The sequence below is a fragment of the Fuscovulum ytuae genome (assembly GCF_029953595.1).
Classification (GTDB): Bacteria; Pseudomonadota; Alphaproteobacteria; order Rhodobacterales; family Rhodobacteraceae; genus Paragemmobacter; species Paragemmobacter ytuae.
In genome coordinates this window covers 1276303-1292698 of sequence record NZ_CP124535.1, presented here as the reverse complement: position 1 = coordinate 1292698, position 16396 = coordinate 1276303, and the positions used below count along the sequence as shown (strand labels likewise).

At 60.7% G+C, this 16396-nt stretch carries 10 protein-coding genes and 1 tRNA gene; 5 read left to right on the top strand and 6 right to left on the bottom strand.

What is annotated here, in order from left to right:
* The first annotated feature begins 67 nt into the window (after nt 1–67).
* Nucleotides 68–1189 (top strand): glycosyltransferase family 61 protein, encoded by a 1122-nt coding sequence (locus tag QF092_RS06195; RefSeq protein ID WP_281468617.1) that lies wholly within the window; start codon nt 68–70, stop codon nt 1187–1189.
* A gap of 29 nt (nt 1190–1218) precedes the next feature.
* Here the strand turns inward: QF092_RS06195 and QF092_RS06190 are convergent, their stop codons facing one another.
* Both QF092_RS06190 and QF092_RS06185 read right to left on the bottom strand, forming a co-directional pair.
* A complete protein-coding gene (locus tag QF092_RS06190) occupies nt 1219–2208 on the bottom strand; it encodes a glycosyltransferase family protein (protein WP_281468616.1) in 990 nt (329 codons plus the stop codon).
* A 46-nt stretch (nt 2209–2254) separates the two neighbouring features.
* Nucleotides 2255–6205, bottom strand: coding sequence for a glycosyltransferase (locus tag QF092_RS06185; protein WP_281468614.1), 3951 nt, complete (start codon nt 6203–6205; stop codon nt 2255–2257).
* A 165-nt stretch (nt 6206–6370) separates the two neighbouring features.
* On the opposite strand from QF092_RS06185, the gene QF092_RS06180 reads away from it, so the two are divergent.
* A tRNA-Cys gene (locus QF092_RS06180) sits at nt 6371–6444 on the top strand.
* 21 nt (nt 6445–6465) lie between these two features.
* Here the strand turns inward: QF092_RS06180 and QF092_RS06175 are convergent.
* A complete protein-coding gene (locus QF092_RS06175) occupies nt 6466–7569 on the bottom strand; it encodes a mandelate racemase/muconate lactonizing enzyme family protein (RefSeq protein WP_281468612.1) in 1104 nt (367 codons plus the stop codon).
* Between the two features lie 157 nt (nt 7570–7726).
* Here QF092_RS06175 and QF092_RS06170 point away from each other — a divergent pair, with 157 nt between their 5' ends.
* Complete coding sequence (locus QF092_RS06170) at nt 7727–9454, top strand: hypothetical protein (RefSeq protein ID WP_281468609.1); 1728 nt, start codon at nt 7727–7729, stop codon at nt 9452–9454.
* 2 nt (nt 9455–9456) lie between these two features.
* Here QF092_RS06170 and QF092_RS06165 read toward each other — a convergent pair whose 3' ends face one another.
* The 3 genes from QF092_RS06165 to QF092_RS06155 all read right to left on the bottom strand — a co-directional run bounded on the left by QF092_RS06165 (nt 9457) and on the right by QF092_RS06155 (nt 12472).
* On the bottom strand, nt 9457–10515 hold the full coding sequence (locus QF092_RS06165; RefSeq protein WP_281468607.1) for a Gfo/Idh/MocA family protein: 1059 nt from the start codon (nt 10513–10515) through the stop codon (nt 9457–9459).
* Nucleotides 10515–11300 carry a ThuA domain-containing protein gene (locus tag QF092_RS06160; RefSeq protein WP_281468605.1) on the bottom strand — a complete coding sequence of 262 codons (786 nt, stop codon included), beginning with the start codon at nt 11298–11300 and terminating at the stop codon, nt 10515–10517. Before QF092_RS06160 ends, QF092_RS06165 begins: the two co-directional genes overlap by 1 nt.
* A 98-nt stretch (nt 11301–11398) precedes the next feature.
* On the bottom strand, nt 11399–12472 hold the full coding sequence (locus tag QF092_RS06155) for a DUF475 domain-containing protein (protein WP_281468603.1): 1074 nt from the start codon (nt 12470–12472) through the stop codon (nt 11399–11401).
* A 514-nt stretch (nt 12473–12986) separates the two neighbouring features.
* Here QF092_RS06155 and tpa point away from each other — a divergent pair.
* Complete coding sequence (gene tpa / locus QF092_RS06150) at nt 12987–14369, top strand: hypotaurine--pyruvate aminotransferase Tpa (protein ID WP_281468601.1); 1383 nt, start codon at nt 12987–12989, stop codon at nt 14367–14369.
* Between the two features lie 291 nt (nt 14370–14660).
* A complete protein-coding gene (locus QF092_RS06145; protein ID WP_281468599.1) occupies nt 14661–16121 on the top strand; it encodes an aminotransferase-like domain-containing protein in 1461 nt (486 codons plus the stop codon).
* Nucleotides 16122–16396 lie beyond the last annotated feature (275 nt).

Sequence of the window (16396 nt, the reverse complement as noted above, 5' to 3'; positions counted from 1 at the left end):
GTGCAGCTTATGGGTTTCGGTGAGTTAGGGTGGTGTTTCGTTGCAGGTGGAATTTGACTTCGTACGAATGGATAGGTTCCATTACAGCTTTTCAGAATGCACTTTCCCCGAGAGTCCAGTCGGCAATCGAGGTGAAGTGTTAGATGAGCAGTTTCTTTTAGACCGAAATACTCTTACTAAAAAGCTTTTAGAGCGATATCAGAAATATCGCTCAAGTAGGAATTTCAGGTCCGGCGTTTATCATCTGTATAATCAGAAGGTTTTCGACAACTGGGGACTCGTCTTGTCTCAGGCAGAAGGGTCACTGTTGAATGGTTCTGATGGATTCGGTTGGCCCAAAGGGGCCTTTGAATTCATGGCTCGGAAGGGCTTATTGCAACTGGTGGATGATTCTGGTGGCGTCCTTCAGTTTCCTGATTTGGTATTCGATCGCACAAGTCGTGCCGCAGCCCTTTTGACATTTCCGGGAGCCTTAACCTACGGGCATTGGATCGTGGATATCTGGGGGCGTATCGAGATTCTCAAAAGATCTGGATTATTCTGGAAGATAGAACATTTCATTCTGCCGGCCCCACATCGAGATTGGATGAATCGTTTCCTGAAGCTTTTCGAGATCGATGAGTCGCGCGTCTTTCTGGTGGATAAGGTCAATGGCGTATTCTGCGAGGAACTGTTCGTTCCAACAGTTCCAACGCAGTCACCTGGTGGAATTATTCCACCAGAACTTGCGCGCAGTATATTTAGGCCAACGGCATCTTTCATTAATTCTTGGACCCTCTGCCCAAGAGAAGCAGACCGGGCCCCCCTTTTCATTATACATAAGCATTTGACATCCAGTCGAAGAAGGTTGCTGGCGAATGCGGATCAGGTTGCTCAGGCTGTGATTGAAATTGGTGGTCGCGTGATTGACCCGCTTGAGGTCGAGATTGGAGAGCTGCTTGCAGAAATCCGTCGCGCCAGCGTTGTTATTGGTCAGGATTCATCAGCTTTGCATAATTTGGCCTTCGTTGGCCGTGATCTGATTGTAATTGAAACCGAACCGCGTGCGAACCTCCTGCACTTTTGCATTCAGGATGCCTTGCAAAATCGAATTACCTATGTGAGCGCCCGCTGGATTGATGAAGGCTGGGTGGTCGAACTAGATGAGATCAAGAGGATGCTCCTCTCGATCTCATTGTCGTCAAAATAGACCTCGTTGTTTTATGTTCTGATTAAACGTTAGCGCTTTTCTTGGCTGAGTTGCGCTACTTTTCCATTCAGGCGACGAATTTCGTTCCACATGTCCACGATTGTGAAGTCGAGCTGTGCAATGCGTTTTGCCATGTTCTGAATCGTCTCATTTGGCATTGATGGCTCAATCCGCGCCTCGATATAGATGCGTGTCTTTTCGAAGAAATCATGATTGAGTTTCCTTGACTCTTCAAGAAAACTTGGAATTTCTGGCAGATTGCTGGCAATCGAAAGGAGTTCATCTTCGTTGAACGAGTTGCCGTCATAGAAGCCGACCGGATGTCGAAAATATCGATATTTGTCGACGCCAAGACGTGTAGAGGGAAGGACTGCCTTCTTACCCAAAAGCATCGCCCAATAGGCTCCATGATAGGAGCTTACGAGGATGACCTGTGACGACAGTATGTATTTTGCAACCTTACCTATCGGCTGTGCATTGGTTACGAATGAAGGAAGCCCTTCAACCGCGAAGTTTGTTTCTAAAGCGCTTTTGATTGTACCGATGGTTCTTTTGATTGGAACGCTATCTTGCGGCGTTAGAAATGCGGGATTAAGACAGGAAACACAGGGAAGATATGGTAGCCCCGATGGATGCATGTAGTCGCGCACGCCAACGATTGCAGCGCGATCATAGTGAATTTCTTCGGTAGCCGTCTTTTTTCCGAAGATATTGTCTTTATTGTATTTGTGCGTTCCGGCGCCCCATATAATAACATTATCGCAGCAATTGATCAGTCGATTGAGAACCCTGTTTAATTCATCGGAGTTGTCCAGTAATCCTCCTCCACCAAAGATGACAATGTCGTCACGCTCGATCTCATGCCAGAGCACTGCCCAATCGGAATGGAGGATGCAGGTATACTGCGCAAAATAATCCGGGAAATAGTAATAGGGGCAGCAAATCCAATCACCAAGATTCGCTGCAACGTAGCGCTTCTCGAGGTGATGAACAAAATGGATTTTTCCTGCTTTTTTCATTGATTTCGTCCGATGATGTTGAATTACGTTTCGTTTTTGACGTCGCTCACTCTCGCGCCCCAAACAACTCCACCGCCTCAAACGCGGCGCGCATGAGGGTGCGGCCCCTTTCGAAGGAATAGCTCCGCGCGGCGTGGGTGCGGGCGTTGTCGACGAGGCGTTGCCAGAGTGCGGTGTCGTCGTTCAAGCGGGCAATCGCTTCGGCCCAGTCCTGCGGGCGGTCGGCGATCAGGCAATCCTCGCCGTCGCGCAGGCCGGTGCCTTCGGCGGCGATGGGGCTGAGGACGCAAGGCGTGCCACGGGCAAGCGCGTTCAGCACCTTGCCCTTTATGCCAGCCCCGGAGAGGAGAGGGGCCACGAAGATGAGGTGCTTGTCATAGGCTTCGGCCGCGTCATCAACATAGCCGATGGGGAGGATGGTTTCGCTTGCCATCGCCTTGAACTTTTCCGGCATGCGCGAGCCATAGATCGACAGGCACAGGTCGGGGCGGGTGGTGGCAAGCGGACCCATCACCTCGCGCAGGAACCAATCGAGGCCTTCGACATTGGGGTGGTGCTGGAAACTGCCCAAGAAGGAAAGGCCAGAGCGTCCGTCGCGCGGGGCCACGGTTTGGGGCAGGTCGAGGACCCAAGGGCAGGTCATGACTCTGACGGCGCCTTCCGAGATTGCGTCGATCACGGCATGTTCGGTGGGGTTATAGGACAGGACGAGATCAGCGCTGCGCATCGCGGCGAATTCCTGTTCGCGGACGGCGCGAGCGTCATCGATCTGGGTGGGGTCTTTCTCCGCCATCGCCCGCCGGAGGAGGCGCAAATAGTGCAGATCGGCGTTGTTCATGATGATCCGCGCTTCGGGATTGCGCGCGCGGATGCGGGGGGCCGCGTTCTGCATCACGTGATAGCGGGTGATGTAGAAGGCATCGAATTCGCCTGCCCTTGCATCAAAGAATTCGTCAAAGCTGCGGTAGAAGGGGGCGACGATCACCTCGACCCCCATTCGTTGCAGGTCTTCGGTGTAGCTGCCCATCCATGCCAGATTTTCCGGCAGGAAGGTGACCTTGTAGCCGAGGGATTGCACCAGCCGAATTTCCTGAAGGGCGGCATAGCTGCCTGCGTCGCGGTCGGGTGCGGGTGTCGTGGTGTCGATGAAAAGGATACGGCCCTGAATCCCGCGGTCCTTTTCCAGATCGGGTGCTGTGCCGACCTTGGAGAAACCCGTGAAAGCCTTGGCCCAGCGGCGTTTGAACTTGGGGCGGTTGACTTCCTGATAGCGTTTGAAGCCAGACGAGGTATCCGTGCCGCTGGTCAGCCCTTCGTAATGGTAGACAATGGAGGACGGGATATACCACGTCGTGAAGCCTGCCTCGCGGACCTTGAAGGCAAGGTCGGTGTCTTCGAAATACATGGGTTCCAGATAGGTGGAGAGACCGTCCACCTTGTCCCAGATCGCACGGGAGGTCAGGAGGGCGGCGCCTGACAGGTAATCGGCCTGACGAGCATAGCTGAAGCGCGGGTCCCATGGGTTTTGCAGGCGGCCATAATTCCAAGGGTCGCCCGTGCCCCAGATGATGCCACCCGCCTCTTGCTGGCGACCATCGGGGTAAAGGAGGCGTGAGCCGACAAGGCCCACGCGATCAAAGCGCTGAAAGGCGTCGAGCAGCGCGTCAAGCCAGCCGGTTGTGGGTTCGGTGTCGTTGTTCAGAAGCGCGACATAGGTGCCGCGCGCCGCCGCGACGCCGGCATTACAGGCCTTGATAAAGCGTTGCGGCGTTTCGTTATGCAGGACGGTGATTCCTGTGACGATCTTTTCCAACGCCGCGGTTTCGTCGGTGGAGCCATCGTCGACGACGATCACTTCAAACGTCGCCTTGTTCCATGCAAGCAGAAGCGCACAGAGCGCGGCATAGGTGACCTTCACCTTGTTATGGGCCGGGATCACGACGGAAACATCAGGTTTCGAGACCTCGGGGAAGGACAGGGGTTTGAGGGTGAGTGCCTCATGCCCCGCTTCCAAGGCATCTATCGCGGTGTTCAGTTGGGCGATCAGGGCGGCGGGGCTGCCAGCGGCGCAATGGGCGCGCAGGGCCTTGTAGCGGTGGGCCGATTGGGGAAAGAGGTCGGGCGCGTGGGGGGCGCGGCTTTCGCGCTGCAAGTGTTCCAAATCGGTGACTTGGCGTTTCAGCAGGGTCCAGTCCTGCCAGAGGATTTGCATTCCGGCACGGTCACGCAGTTCAAGGCGGGCCTGGCGCCCAGTCAAAAAGCGGGGTGGAAAACGCAGGGCCGATTGGCCTGCGGGCAAAGTCACCGGAAAGGCGGCGGTGCCATTGATCCACATGACGCCCGAAAAGCCCGTTGTGCAATTGAGTTCCAACATATGACCGAAGTCTTTGGACAGCGCGACTTCGGCCAGACTGGGGGGGAAAAGCAGCTGCTCCGGTGCCGAGGGTTGGCAGAGACGGAAGGCCCGCCCTGCACCAAGCATCTGGGGGGGCAGGGTCGCGCAATACCAATGCGCGGGGGCCTGTGAGTGTAGGCGTTTGGCCACCGAGCGTGAAGTGCTGGGTTCGGGCCGGCCCATGATTTCCAGCCGGGGATCGGCGAAGAAAAACACGTAAGGGTCATCGGGGCTAATTTCGGCGGCACCGAGGAAGGAAAGGTCGATTTGAAGAACACTGCCCGGCGGGCTGTCGGGCAGGATAAGTTCTACGTGCTGATACCCTTCGACAGCGGAGCCGCCGCTGAATTGGATGGCATAGGGCACGTCGATGCGGTGAAGGTCCATCCCTTCGGCCGAAACGATGCGCAAGACAAGGTTCGCCCGCCCGCGATGAACAGCGATGCAGGCAGTGAAGCGCTTGGGATGGCTGCTTTCCGCGATCTCGATCGGAAGGGTAAGGGGAACGGTGACCCGATGGTCGAGGGCATCGGGAGGAAAGGCCAGCCTCAGACTATCCCATGTTTCGACCTGCCAATCGCCATGACCGTTGAGCGATTTTTCGATCCGGCCTTCGCTGGGCGACAGGTCGAAGGGCAGCAGGCGCGCGATACGCCCTGTCGCGACGGGATCGTCAATGCGGTCAAAGGCGATCTGATGGTCGCCAGAGGCGACATAGATGTTGGTTCCGTCAATCGGCATGTTGGTGGCGATGAAGACCTCGCCGTCGAGACATTGGACCTCTGAAATCCTGATTTGTTTGGTCAGTTGCGAAATGAATTTCATGCTGCCCTCAAGTCCCGAAATTTTGCTGCGTCGATTTATCGAAGCGCCCGGTCCTTGCAGACGGGCGCGGGTCAGGCGGATCCAGTTCTGATCTGCCGGATGGAATTGCCGCAGAAATGCATACATCTGCCGTTCTGCGTTTTCGGAATTGTAGCCACGGCTTTGCGGGTGGCGGATGGCGCAGGTCAGATCGCGGCAGATGCGCAACTTGGCGCGATGCGCGATGCAGATGGCCGCCCAATCGATGCCCCAGCCAAGGTTGTTTTCTGCGAAAGACAGGGTAGAGAGCGCCTCGGCCACAGGCAGCGAGAACGCCCAGACGACGCCATCGGTTTGCATGACGTCGATGCAACCATTGCCCCCGGGCGGCGCTGTGGCCACCAAATCGGTCGGCCATGGTGTTTCGTCGAGGTCGGGGGCCCAGATGCCGATGCGGCGGTCTTGACCCAAGATGGCCACACTGCGCCGTGCCAAGGAGGCCCAATCGTCATGGTCGCCATCCGCGCTGATGATCAGAAGATGCGTGGTCTTTGGCGCTGCATGGAAAAGATCGAGCGCCTTGCGGAACTTCCAGCCGAAGAACCAGCTTTGCGGCACCTCATGCCATGTGCCGCTGCCGGTTTCGGGCGTTCCGGCATGGTTCGAATAGATGACATCAAGGCGCGCGACAGCGGGAAGGACGGCTTCGGCGATCTGGGACGCCGCAGCATGCATGCCGTCCCAACTGATCACGACGGCATGTAGCGCGCAGCCAGACTGCGTGCGGGCGGTCAACATGCCACGAAGATCGTTCAAACTCGCACACCAGATCACACACTACGTGGACAGGCTATTCGGCTGGGGCGGTGCTTGCAAGATGCCGCGCGCGTCAGGGGATTTGTGCGGACCTCCCCCTTGCGTCCCATGGCGGTATCGCCTAATCACGCCACACCTCTGGAGCGTGGCGGGTTGGCGGAGAGGTTACGCAGCGGATTGCAAATCCGTGAAGACCGGTTCGATTCCGGTACCCGCCTCCAGAGCTTTTCTTCGCCGGACCGTTACTCCAGAACGCTTTCGCGCCATTGCGCGCGCGCGAGCCAGTCGGGGTTGATCTCCACGCCCCAGCCGGGTGCGTCCAGGACCGTGACATGGCCGTCCTCGACCCGGTAGGGATCGCCGAGGAAAAGCCCCTCTTGCCACGGGTAGTAGTCCGGGCCTTCGATCGAGAGTTCCAGATAGCGGCCTGCATTCGGCAAGGCCTTCAAGAGATGCATCGTGCACATGGTGACAAGGCTTAGGTTCGCGGCATGCGGCGTGATGGGCAGGCCAGCCGCGGCGCCCATGCGGGCCACTTCCAGCGTGCGGGTGATGCCGCCCATATACATGACATCGGGTTGCAGGATGTCGACCGATTGGCGGGCGATCATATGCGCCCAGGTGGCGAATTCGCAGTCCTGCTCGCCGCCCGTCACGTCGAGCTCGAGCGCGGCGCGCACCTCGGCGGTTTGGTCATATTCCCAATAGGGGCAGGGTTCTTCGAAATGGCCGATGCCTTCATCTTGCAGCCTTTTGCCCACTTCGATGGCACGGGCAGGGGAGTAGCAGGAATTTGCATCGACCAGCTTGTCGATCCCGTCACCCAAGGCGCGGGCAACGGTGGGGATGACCTCTTCCGTCCGGCCGGGCCATTCGTCGAGGTCGCGGCCGCATTCGCGGCCCACCCGCCATTTGAAGGCGGTAAAGCCCTTCTCGTCGCGCAGGGCGCAGAAGCGCGCGGCCTCATCCTTGGGCGTGATGTCGCGCTTCATGGAGGAAGCATAGGCGCGCAAGGGGCCCGGTGTGCCGCCGAGAAGGGCCACGACCGGCTGGCCCAGCCTTTTGCCGTTCCAATCCCAAAGCGCGGTATCAAGCCCTGCCATGGCGCGGCGTAGGTAAGAGCCGGGATATTTGTGTTCTCGTTCACCGATCAGGGCGAGGGTGTCGGCGAATGCGGTGGCATCGGTGCCAAGGGCGTGGGGCGCGATTTGACGGTGAAAGACCTGCGCTGTGATGTCGGCATTGTAGGTGGAAATCTGCCCCCAGCCTGTCTGGCCGTCTTCGGTGGTGACCCGCACGAAGGCGAGGAATTCATTCCCGAAGGTTTCCAGACGGGTGATGCGCATCGGTATGTCCTTTCATTTGGGCCAAGTGAAGCGGGGGGCTTGGGACAGGTCTGTTCCGGGCGCGACATGCTGGCGCGGTTTCCGGCCATGGCGGGCGGCATGCTTTTCGCAAGCAGGCGGTCGGGCAGTGCCCGGATGGCTGTGAGAGGCGAAAGACATGACGGCGATGACCTTCGATCTTGGGGGCGCGGCCCCCGTGACAGCGGGGGGCACGTGGGGGCCTGATGTCTTTGGCTACCTTTACACCGGGTTTCGCAGCTTTACCCGGTTTGAGGCGCAGCTGGCAGATCAGCAGGTGGGCATGCTGGTCTGGCCCGGCGGGTTCATCGCCGAGATGTTCCCCGATCGCTATGGCATGGAATATCCCGGACTTTTCAATCCGGCCTTCCCGCGTCCCGATCTGACGGAGATGATGGCCGATGCTGTGGCGCGGGGGGCGGGGTTGTCCGTCGTTCTTCCTTCGCTGCGCTATCTTGGGAATGAGGCGGCCTTGCGGGCCGATCTGCACGGGTTTCTGGATGATCTGCTGGGGGGCACCTATGGGCCCGCGCCGGATCGGTTGGTCTTGCAGGTGGGCAGCGAGTTTTATGGCACCATGCCTGATCCGGGGCAGGCGGCGACCGACTATGGCAAGCTGGCCGAGGTCTTCATTCAAGAGATTTCGGCGGCCCTGGCCGATCCGGCGGTGAACAGCACGGGCATGGAGGTAGAAATTGCCGTGCAGGGCGGCCGGGATCTGGCCGAAGATGCGGCGATCCGGGCGGAATTGTCGGATGCCTCGCTGCGCGCGGTGGATCAGGTGATCCATTACCGCTTTGCCTTGACAGCCGAAGGGATCGATGGGCGGGTCGAGGATGTGGCGGCAGTCATGGAGGCGTGGCGGGCAGAACTTGCCGTCTTGGGGCAGGAGGGGCCGGGGCTTTATCTGGGGTCATGGGGCGTGGCGTCCTATACACGGGATGAGGCGTTGAATGATTTCCTTGCGGCGGATGCGGCGGCGGGTGGGTCGCTGGGTCCGGGCGATGTCGATCTGGACGGGCGCAGCATGACGGCCTTTGAAGAGTTCTGGCAAAAGGCGATGGCGGCGCGGGATTACGGCACCGATCACCCGCGCCTGATCCTTGAAATGCTGACAGAATACGGGGCCGAGGGGATGACGACGGCGGCGGTCTATGGCACCGACGTGATCCATCCGGGGCGGACATCCTTCACCGATATAAATGGGGTGGCGCAGGATTTCGTGGGTCAGCGGATGCTGGATATGCTGGCCGAAAGCGTGGGCGGGACGCAGGCGCTGGATATCGGGCTCACGAATGTGCCCGGTGATGCGGTCTGGGCCTATGGGTTTGAAAATGAAGACAAACTGGTGGTCTTTCTGGCAAACGATGCGGCGGTGCCGGGTGGGGTGAAGCTGGACCTGCCGGGGATGGGATCAGTCTATAGGCAAGCGGCGGCAGACAGCCTGCGGGCCGCGGTGCCCGAGGATTGGATGGCGCGCTTTGGCATCCCCGACAATCCGGATGTGGACGAAAGCGCAGAGGGCGAAAGCTATGCGCTGGGTGCGCGGCAGGGGGCCGTGCTGCAGGTCGTTGACGGTGGTGTGGAGGTGGTCTTTTCCGCCCCCGGCGAGGTGATCCGCGTGGCCTTTGCCAAGACAGAGGCCGGGTTGGATGAGATTGCAGGCTTTACGGACGGGGATATCGTGGCGCTGGAGGCAGCGCCGCTGGACAATGGGGATAGCGGGGAGGATGACCTGCCGATGGTGCCCGTGCCCGAAGAGGTTACGCCCGAAGACGATGATGTTTTCGATGGTGGCGGCGTGGGCGACACCTTGGGCATGTTGTTGGGGATGATGCCGCTTTTGTTCCTGTTCGGGTTGGCCTGACGTCAGAGCGGCAGGGCGCGGGCGCCTTCGGCATTTGACGCCTCGGCTCGGTCCAGCATTTGTTGCAGGCGCGCGGCGCGGGCGAAATCGGGGATTGCGGGGCCTTCGCCCCGGATCGCGGCGATGAAGCGGCGATAGACGGTGGGGACGGGCGGGCAGGCGACGCGCCGCCATGTGGCGCTTTCCAGATCGGGGGAAAGGCAGGCGGAAAGGCGGCTTTTGCCCTTTTCAAAAGACACATCCAGCGCGCCCTTGTCACCATGAAGCCGGAGACGCAGGTCATTCAGATGCCCAGTGGCGAAGCGGGTGGCTGTGACGGTGCCGAGTGCACCATTTGTCAGGCGCAGCTGCATTGTGGCGCTGTCATTGGCATCAAGGACATAGTCGCCAATCCGGCCCCCCGGTGCCTTGTCGAATGTGGCAAGGCGGCAGGAGAGGTCTGCCACATCAAGACCCGCTGCAAAGGTTGCAAAATCAAGGATATGGATGCCGACATCTCCCAGAACGCCCTTTGATCCATGCGCCGTGGACAGCCGCCAGAGCCATTGGCTTTCCCGATCCCAATGGCCCCAAGCGGGCTGCACGAGCCAGCTTTGCAGATAGGATGCCTCGAAATGCCGGATCGTTCCGATGCTGCCTTCGGCCACCATCTGCGCGGCCTTTTGCAGGGCGGGGACGTTGCGATAGGTGAGGTTGACCATGGCGATCACGCCCGCGCGGGCGGCGGCATCGGCCATCTCTTGCGCGTGGGCGGCGTTCGTGGCGAGGGGTTTTTCGCAAAGCACATGCTTGCCTGCGGCCAAGAGGGGCAGGGTCGTGGGGTGATGCGCGGCATCTGGGGTGACGTTGGTCACGGCGTCGAACCCGCCCCATGCCAGCGCGGCGTCAAGGCTGGTGAAGCGGTGGGGAATGGCGAAACGGTCGGCGAAAGCGTCGAGCTGTTCGGCGCGGGTATCGACCCCCGCCACGATCTGCACGCCGGGGATTTTTCTGAAATGTTCCGCATGGTTGGCGGCCATTCCTCCGGTGCCGAGGATCAGAAGGCGGATGGGGTGGGGCATCAGCGGAACCCCTCTTCGCCGGCCTGATGCAGGCGGGGGCCGCGCTCGGTGATGGGTTCTGGTGCGACCTCGACCGGGACATTGGGGGCGGCATTGGGATTGGCGATCCGGGTGGCGGGGTTATGCGCCCATTTCACCGCGTTCAGGATGACGCGCTGAACGTTCGAGTCGTGATACGTTGGATAGGTTTCATGGCCGGGGCGGAAGTAGAACACATTCCCCGCGCCGCGCTTGTAGGTGAGGCCGGAGCGGAACACCTCGCCCCCTTGGAACCACGAGACGAAGACCGTTTCCATCGGTTCAGGCACGCCGAAGGGTTCGCCATACATCTCTTCATGCTCCAACTCGAAACTGTCGGGCAGGCCTGCGGCGATGGGATGGTTGCGAGAGGTGAGCCAGAGGCGTTCACGTTCGCCCGCCTCGCGCCAGGTGAGGTTGCAGGGGCTGCCCATCAAGCGCTTGAAAGGTTTGGCGAAATGGGCCGAATGCAGGAAGATCGCCCCCATGCCGGACCAGACGGCATCGCAGACGCGGTCGACGACGGCATCTTGCACATCGCCATGCGCGGCATGGCCCCACCAGACCAGCACATCAGTCGCGGCAAGGCGTTCAGGCGTTAGCCCGTGGTCGGGTTCCTGAAGCGTCGCGGTGGTGGCGGTGACACCCGGATCGCGGTTCAGCGCGGTGGCGATGGTGCTGTGCATCCCATCGGGATAAAGCCCCGCCACGATGCGGTTCTTCTGTTCGTGGACGTTTTCGCCCCAGACTGTGACGCGGATGGACATGGACCCCTCCCAAGCGTTGAAAGCGCTTTGGAAGGGGTAGGGGGGACGCCCCGCGACTGTCAAGGATTCGCGGGGTCTTGTGGTTCAAATCGGTTTGGTCAGCGCGCCTCGGCCACCGCATCGGGATTGCCCCGGTTCCAGCGGATGGAGGACCAGAGCGACAGGCCGATCAGCGCGGCACCACCAAGGCCGGTAATGACCTCGGGGATGTGGAACAGGGTTTGGCTGAACATGATCACAGACAGGATCAGGATGGCGTAGAAGGCCCCGTGTTCGAGATAGCGATATTGTTGCAGCGTGCCCTTTTCGACCAGCATGATCGTCATCGACCGCACATACATCGCCCCGATGCCAAGGCCGATGGCGATGACGAAGAGGTTGTTTGACAAGGCAAAAGCGCCGATCACGCCGTCGAAAGAGAAAGAGGCATCCAGCACCTCAAGGTAGAGGAAGGCCCCAAGGCCACCCTTCGCTGCCGCCGACATGGTTTCCTGTGATTTGTCCAGCAGGCCACCCACGGTTTCCACCACGAGGAAGGTCACGAGGCCATAGATGGCCGAGGAAACAAAGGCCGTCGATTCAGCACCTTGCAGGAATTTTGAGAAGAGGAGGATGGTGATCAGGACCACCCCCACCTCGACCCCGCGGATGGTTGCGGTGGCAGCAACCTTCTCTTCCAACCAGCGCACCCAATGGACATCCTTTTCGGCGTCGAAGAAATAGGTCAGTCCCACCATCATCAGGAAAGCCCCACCAAAGGCCGCGATGGGAAGATGCGCCTCATGCATGATGCGGCTGTATTCTTCGGGCTGGGTGGAGGCGAGGATGATGGCCTGCCACGGGCCGATATTGGCGGCCAAAACCACGATCAGAAGGGGGAAGACGATCCGCATCCCGAAGACCGCGATGAGGATGCCCCACGTCAGGAAGGCGCGCTGCCATTCGGGGCGCATGTCCTTGAGTTTGTTGGCATTCACGATTGCGTTGTCGAAGGAGAGAGAGATTTCGAGGACGGCCAGAACACAGCAGATGAAGAAGATCGACAGCATGCCCGACAGGGTGCCGGTGCTTGCCCAGCCCAGCCAAGCGCCAAGCGCAAGGCCAAGGCCGGTGACGATGAAGGCCCAGGTGAAATACTGAAGCGTCGATTTCTGTGCCGATGGGGTGGTCATGGGGTGATCCCTTGCCGAGGCGGAGATGGCAGACAGGCGGGGGGCGCGGCGCGAGGGGCGTCCGTGACGATCCGGCGGGTCGGTCAGGTCCTTGCGACTGTTGCTCCGCAGTGCCGACATCGCGAAAGCGTCGCAAGACTTTCGCCAGAGGGGCCCGGTCACCAGGGTTTTGCCACCCGACAGGGGGGCTGCGGTTGTTCATACGGTTTCGGATATGAAAATCAAACGATTTTTGGTGCGACCGGCCTAACCCTTTGCGAACGCTGGATTAAGGGGCGAACTGGGGTGAAAAAATTTGTGCCCTGTTTTGTGCCGGGTTTTGTGCCGCAACCTGTGGGCACGCAGCGCGCGGTGATCGGGCATTAACCAATCTATGCCTTGGTGAGTCGCGCGCATCTGGCCTTATGGCGACTTTCTCTCTGGCCCTATCGGCGCGGGCTGCGGTAGAGGATTATGGCAGGGATCGCCCCCGCCTTTTGCCGGGGCCTGCTGCATTTCATGAAAGGACGCACCCATGGAAGGGTTGGACCGTTTCAACGATATCTCGGAAGTGGTCGAGGCCGACCGCGCCCATGTCTGGCATCACCTGAGCCAGCACAAGCAATATGATGCCGGGGTCGATCCGCGCGTGATCGTCGAAGGCAAGGGGATGAAGGTCTGGGACGCCAAGGGCAAAGAGCATATCGATGCCGTGTCGGGCGGGGTCTGGACGGTGAATGTGGGCTATGGCCGGGAAAGCATCGCCAATGCGGTGCGCGACCAGCTGATCAAGATGAACTATTTCGCAGGCGCGGCGGGGTCGGTTCCGGGGGCGATCTTTGCCCAGCGGCTGATCGAGAAGATGCCGGGGATGACGCGGGTCTATTATTCGAACTCGGGCTCCGAGGCGAATGAGAAGGTCTATAAGATGGTGCGCCAGATCGCGCATCGCCACCATGGCGGGAAGAAGTGGAAGATCCTGTATCGGGATCGCGATTACCACGGGACCACGATCGCGGCACTGGCCAGCGCCGGTCAGGACCAGCGGGCGATGCAATATGGCCCCTTCCCGGATGGCTTCGTGCGGGTGCCGCATTGCCTTGAATACCGCAAGCAATGGGATGTGGAGAACTATGGCGAGCGCGCCGCGGATGCCATCGAAGAGGTGATCCTGCGCGAGGGCCCCGATACGGTGGGCTGCCTGATCCTTGAACCCGTCACCGCCGGCGGCGGCGTGATCGTGCCGCCGAAGGGGTATTGGGAGCGGGTGCAGGAAATCTGCAAGAAATACGATATCCTTCTGGCCATCGACGAGGTTGTCTGCGGCGTGGGCCGGACGGGGACGTGGTTCGGCTATCAGCATTACGGCATCCAGCCCGATTTCGTGACCATGGCGAAAGGCGTGGCCTCTGGTTACGCCGCCATCTCCTGCACGGTGACGACCGAGCGGGTCTTTGAGATGTTCAAGGACGACCCGACCGATCCGATGAGCTATTTCCGCGACATTTCCACCTTCGGGGGCTGCACGAGCGGGCCTGCGGCGGCGCTTGAGAATATGAACATCATCGAGCGGGAAGGGCTTTTGGAGAACACGGTGAAGATGGGCGACTATTGCCTTGGCAATCTTCAGGCCCTGATGGAAAAGCACAAGGTCATCGGGGATGTGCGCGGCAAGGGGTTGTTCCTGGGGGCCGAGTTGGTGGCGGATCGGGCGACCAAGGAACCTGCGGATGAAAAGAAAGTGCAGGCAGTGGTGGCCGATTGCATGGCGCAGGGCGTGATCATCGGGGCCACGAACCGCAGCCTGCCGGGGCTGAACAACACGCTCTGCCTGTCGCCCGCGCTGATTGCCACGAAGGATGACATCGACCACATCACCGGGGCCATCGACAGCGCGTTGACCCGCGTTTTCGGCTGATCTTCAACTGCGGTTAAGGTTAATGCGCGCGGCCCCCGGAAGAGGGGGCCGCGCATGTCTTTTGCGGCGCCTGCGCGCGTGCCGCGCTTCGGCTTTGAGATTTTTTGAGTATTTGGGCCAAGATGAAGGGGCAAGGTGCAGGGCTTTGGCTTCATCTTGGGAAAAATACTCTCGGGGGGAGGCCCGCAGGGCCGTGGGGGGCAGACAGCCCCCCATGCCACGGTGAGGCCGGGCTTGACGCCCGCCGGAGGGGCGCGCCTTATGGCCAGACCGAAGGGGGGATAGGTCCAGATGGCGATACCTGTGGAGCGTTTCTATCTGGCTGAGGGGGTGAGCGGGACGCTACAGCAGCGCATCCGTGCGATGGTGGCGGATGGCATCCTGACGGGGCGGTTTCGGGCGGGGGAGAAGATGCCCTCGTCGCGCGGCTTGGCGGCGCATCTGGGGGTGAGCCGGATCACCGTGACGCTGGCCTATACCGAATTGGTGGCGGCGGATTACCTGACGGCGCGGGGGCGGTCGGGCTATTTCGTGAGCGAGGGGGTGCCGGTGCAGCCGGAATTCCGTCCTGCACCGCAGGCCACCGGCACGGTGGATTGGGAGTCGCTTTGCGCCGGGCGGTTTTCAAGGATGGAGCGGGTGGAGCGGCCCGAGGATTGGCGCGCCTATCCCTATCCTTTCATCTATGGGCAGGCGGACCCTGCGCTGTTTGACCATCAGAATTGGCGGCTTTGCGCCTTGCAGGCTTTGGGGCGGCGGGAGTTCGAGACGCTGACGGCGGATCGCTATGAGCGGGATGATCCGCTGCTCATCGAATATCTGTTGCGCAACATCCTGCCGCGCCGGGGGATTGAGGCGCGGCCTGCGGAGGTACTGGTCACGATGGGCGCGCAGAATGCGCTGTGGCTGGCGGCGCAGGTCCTGTTGCGGCCCGGCGGTCATGCGGTGGTGGAGAACCCCGGCTATCCGGGGTTCCGCGCGATGGTGGCGCAGGCCGGGGCGCGGGTGACGCCGGTGGCGGTGGATGAGGGGGGGCTGTCGGTGGACAGCCTGCCCGAGGGCGTGGATGTGGTCTTTACCACGGCAAGCCACCAAAGCCCGACCAATGCCACCATGCCCGTGGCGCGGCGCACGGCGCTGTTGCGGGCGGCGGAGGAGCGGAATTTCCTTGTGGTGGAAGATGATTACGAGTTCGAGATGAGTTTCCTGACGCCCGTTTCGCCATCGATCAAGAGCCTCGATTCCGGGGGGCGGGTTGTGCATGCGGGGTCGTTTTCCAAGTCGATCTTTCCCGGGCTGCGCCTTGGCTGGCTGGTGGGACCGGAGCCGTTCATCCGCGAGGCGCGGGCGCTGCGCGCGCAGGTCTTGCGCCATCCGCCGGGGCAGTTGCAGCGGACGGCGGCGCATTTTCTTTCGCTGGGACATTACGATGCGTTGGTGAACCGGATGAAGGCGGCCTTCGCCAAGCGGCGCAAGGCGATGGAGGAGGCGATTGCGCTGCACGGGTTGCGGGTGGCGGGGCAGGGGGGATTTGGCGGGTCGTCCTTTTGGATGGAGGCGCCGGAGGGAGTGGATACCGAGACGCTGGCGCTGCGGTTGCGGCGGGAGGGCGTGCTGATCGAGCCGGGGCGGGTGTTCTTTCACCCCGGCACGGAGCGGCGGAACTTCTATCGGCTGGCCTATAGTTCGATCCCGGTGGGCAAGATCCCGGACGGGATCGCGCTGGTGGCGCAGGCGATGCGCGAGGGGTGAGGCGGCACGGGTGGCTGGCGTTGGACCGGGGGTGCCTTGCCCCCGGCCCCCCCGAGGAAATCATTCAGACAGAAAATCTGCGGGGCGGGTTGCAAGTGATTGCGGGCGCTGTGTTTATTTTCGGCATCAGGGGGCAAGGGCTGTGCCCTGTTCTGTGCCGGGTTTTGTGCCGCAAACTGTGGGCACGCGCGCTGAGGTTGGGGCGCGTTAACCTTAATGGGGCGTGAGGGGCTGTCGGGCGGGGGCAGGCGAACTGGACTTAAGTGGCCTTGCTT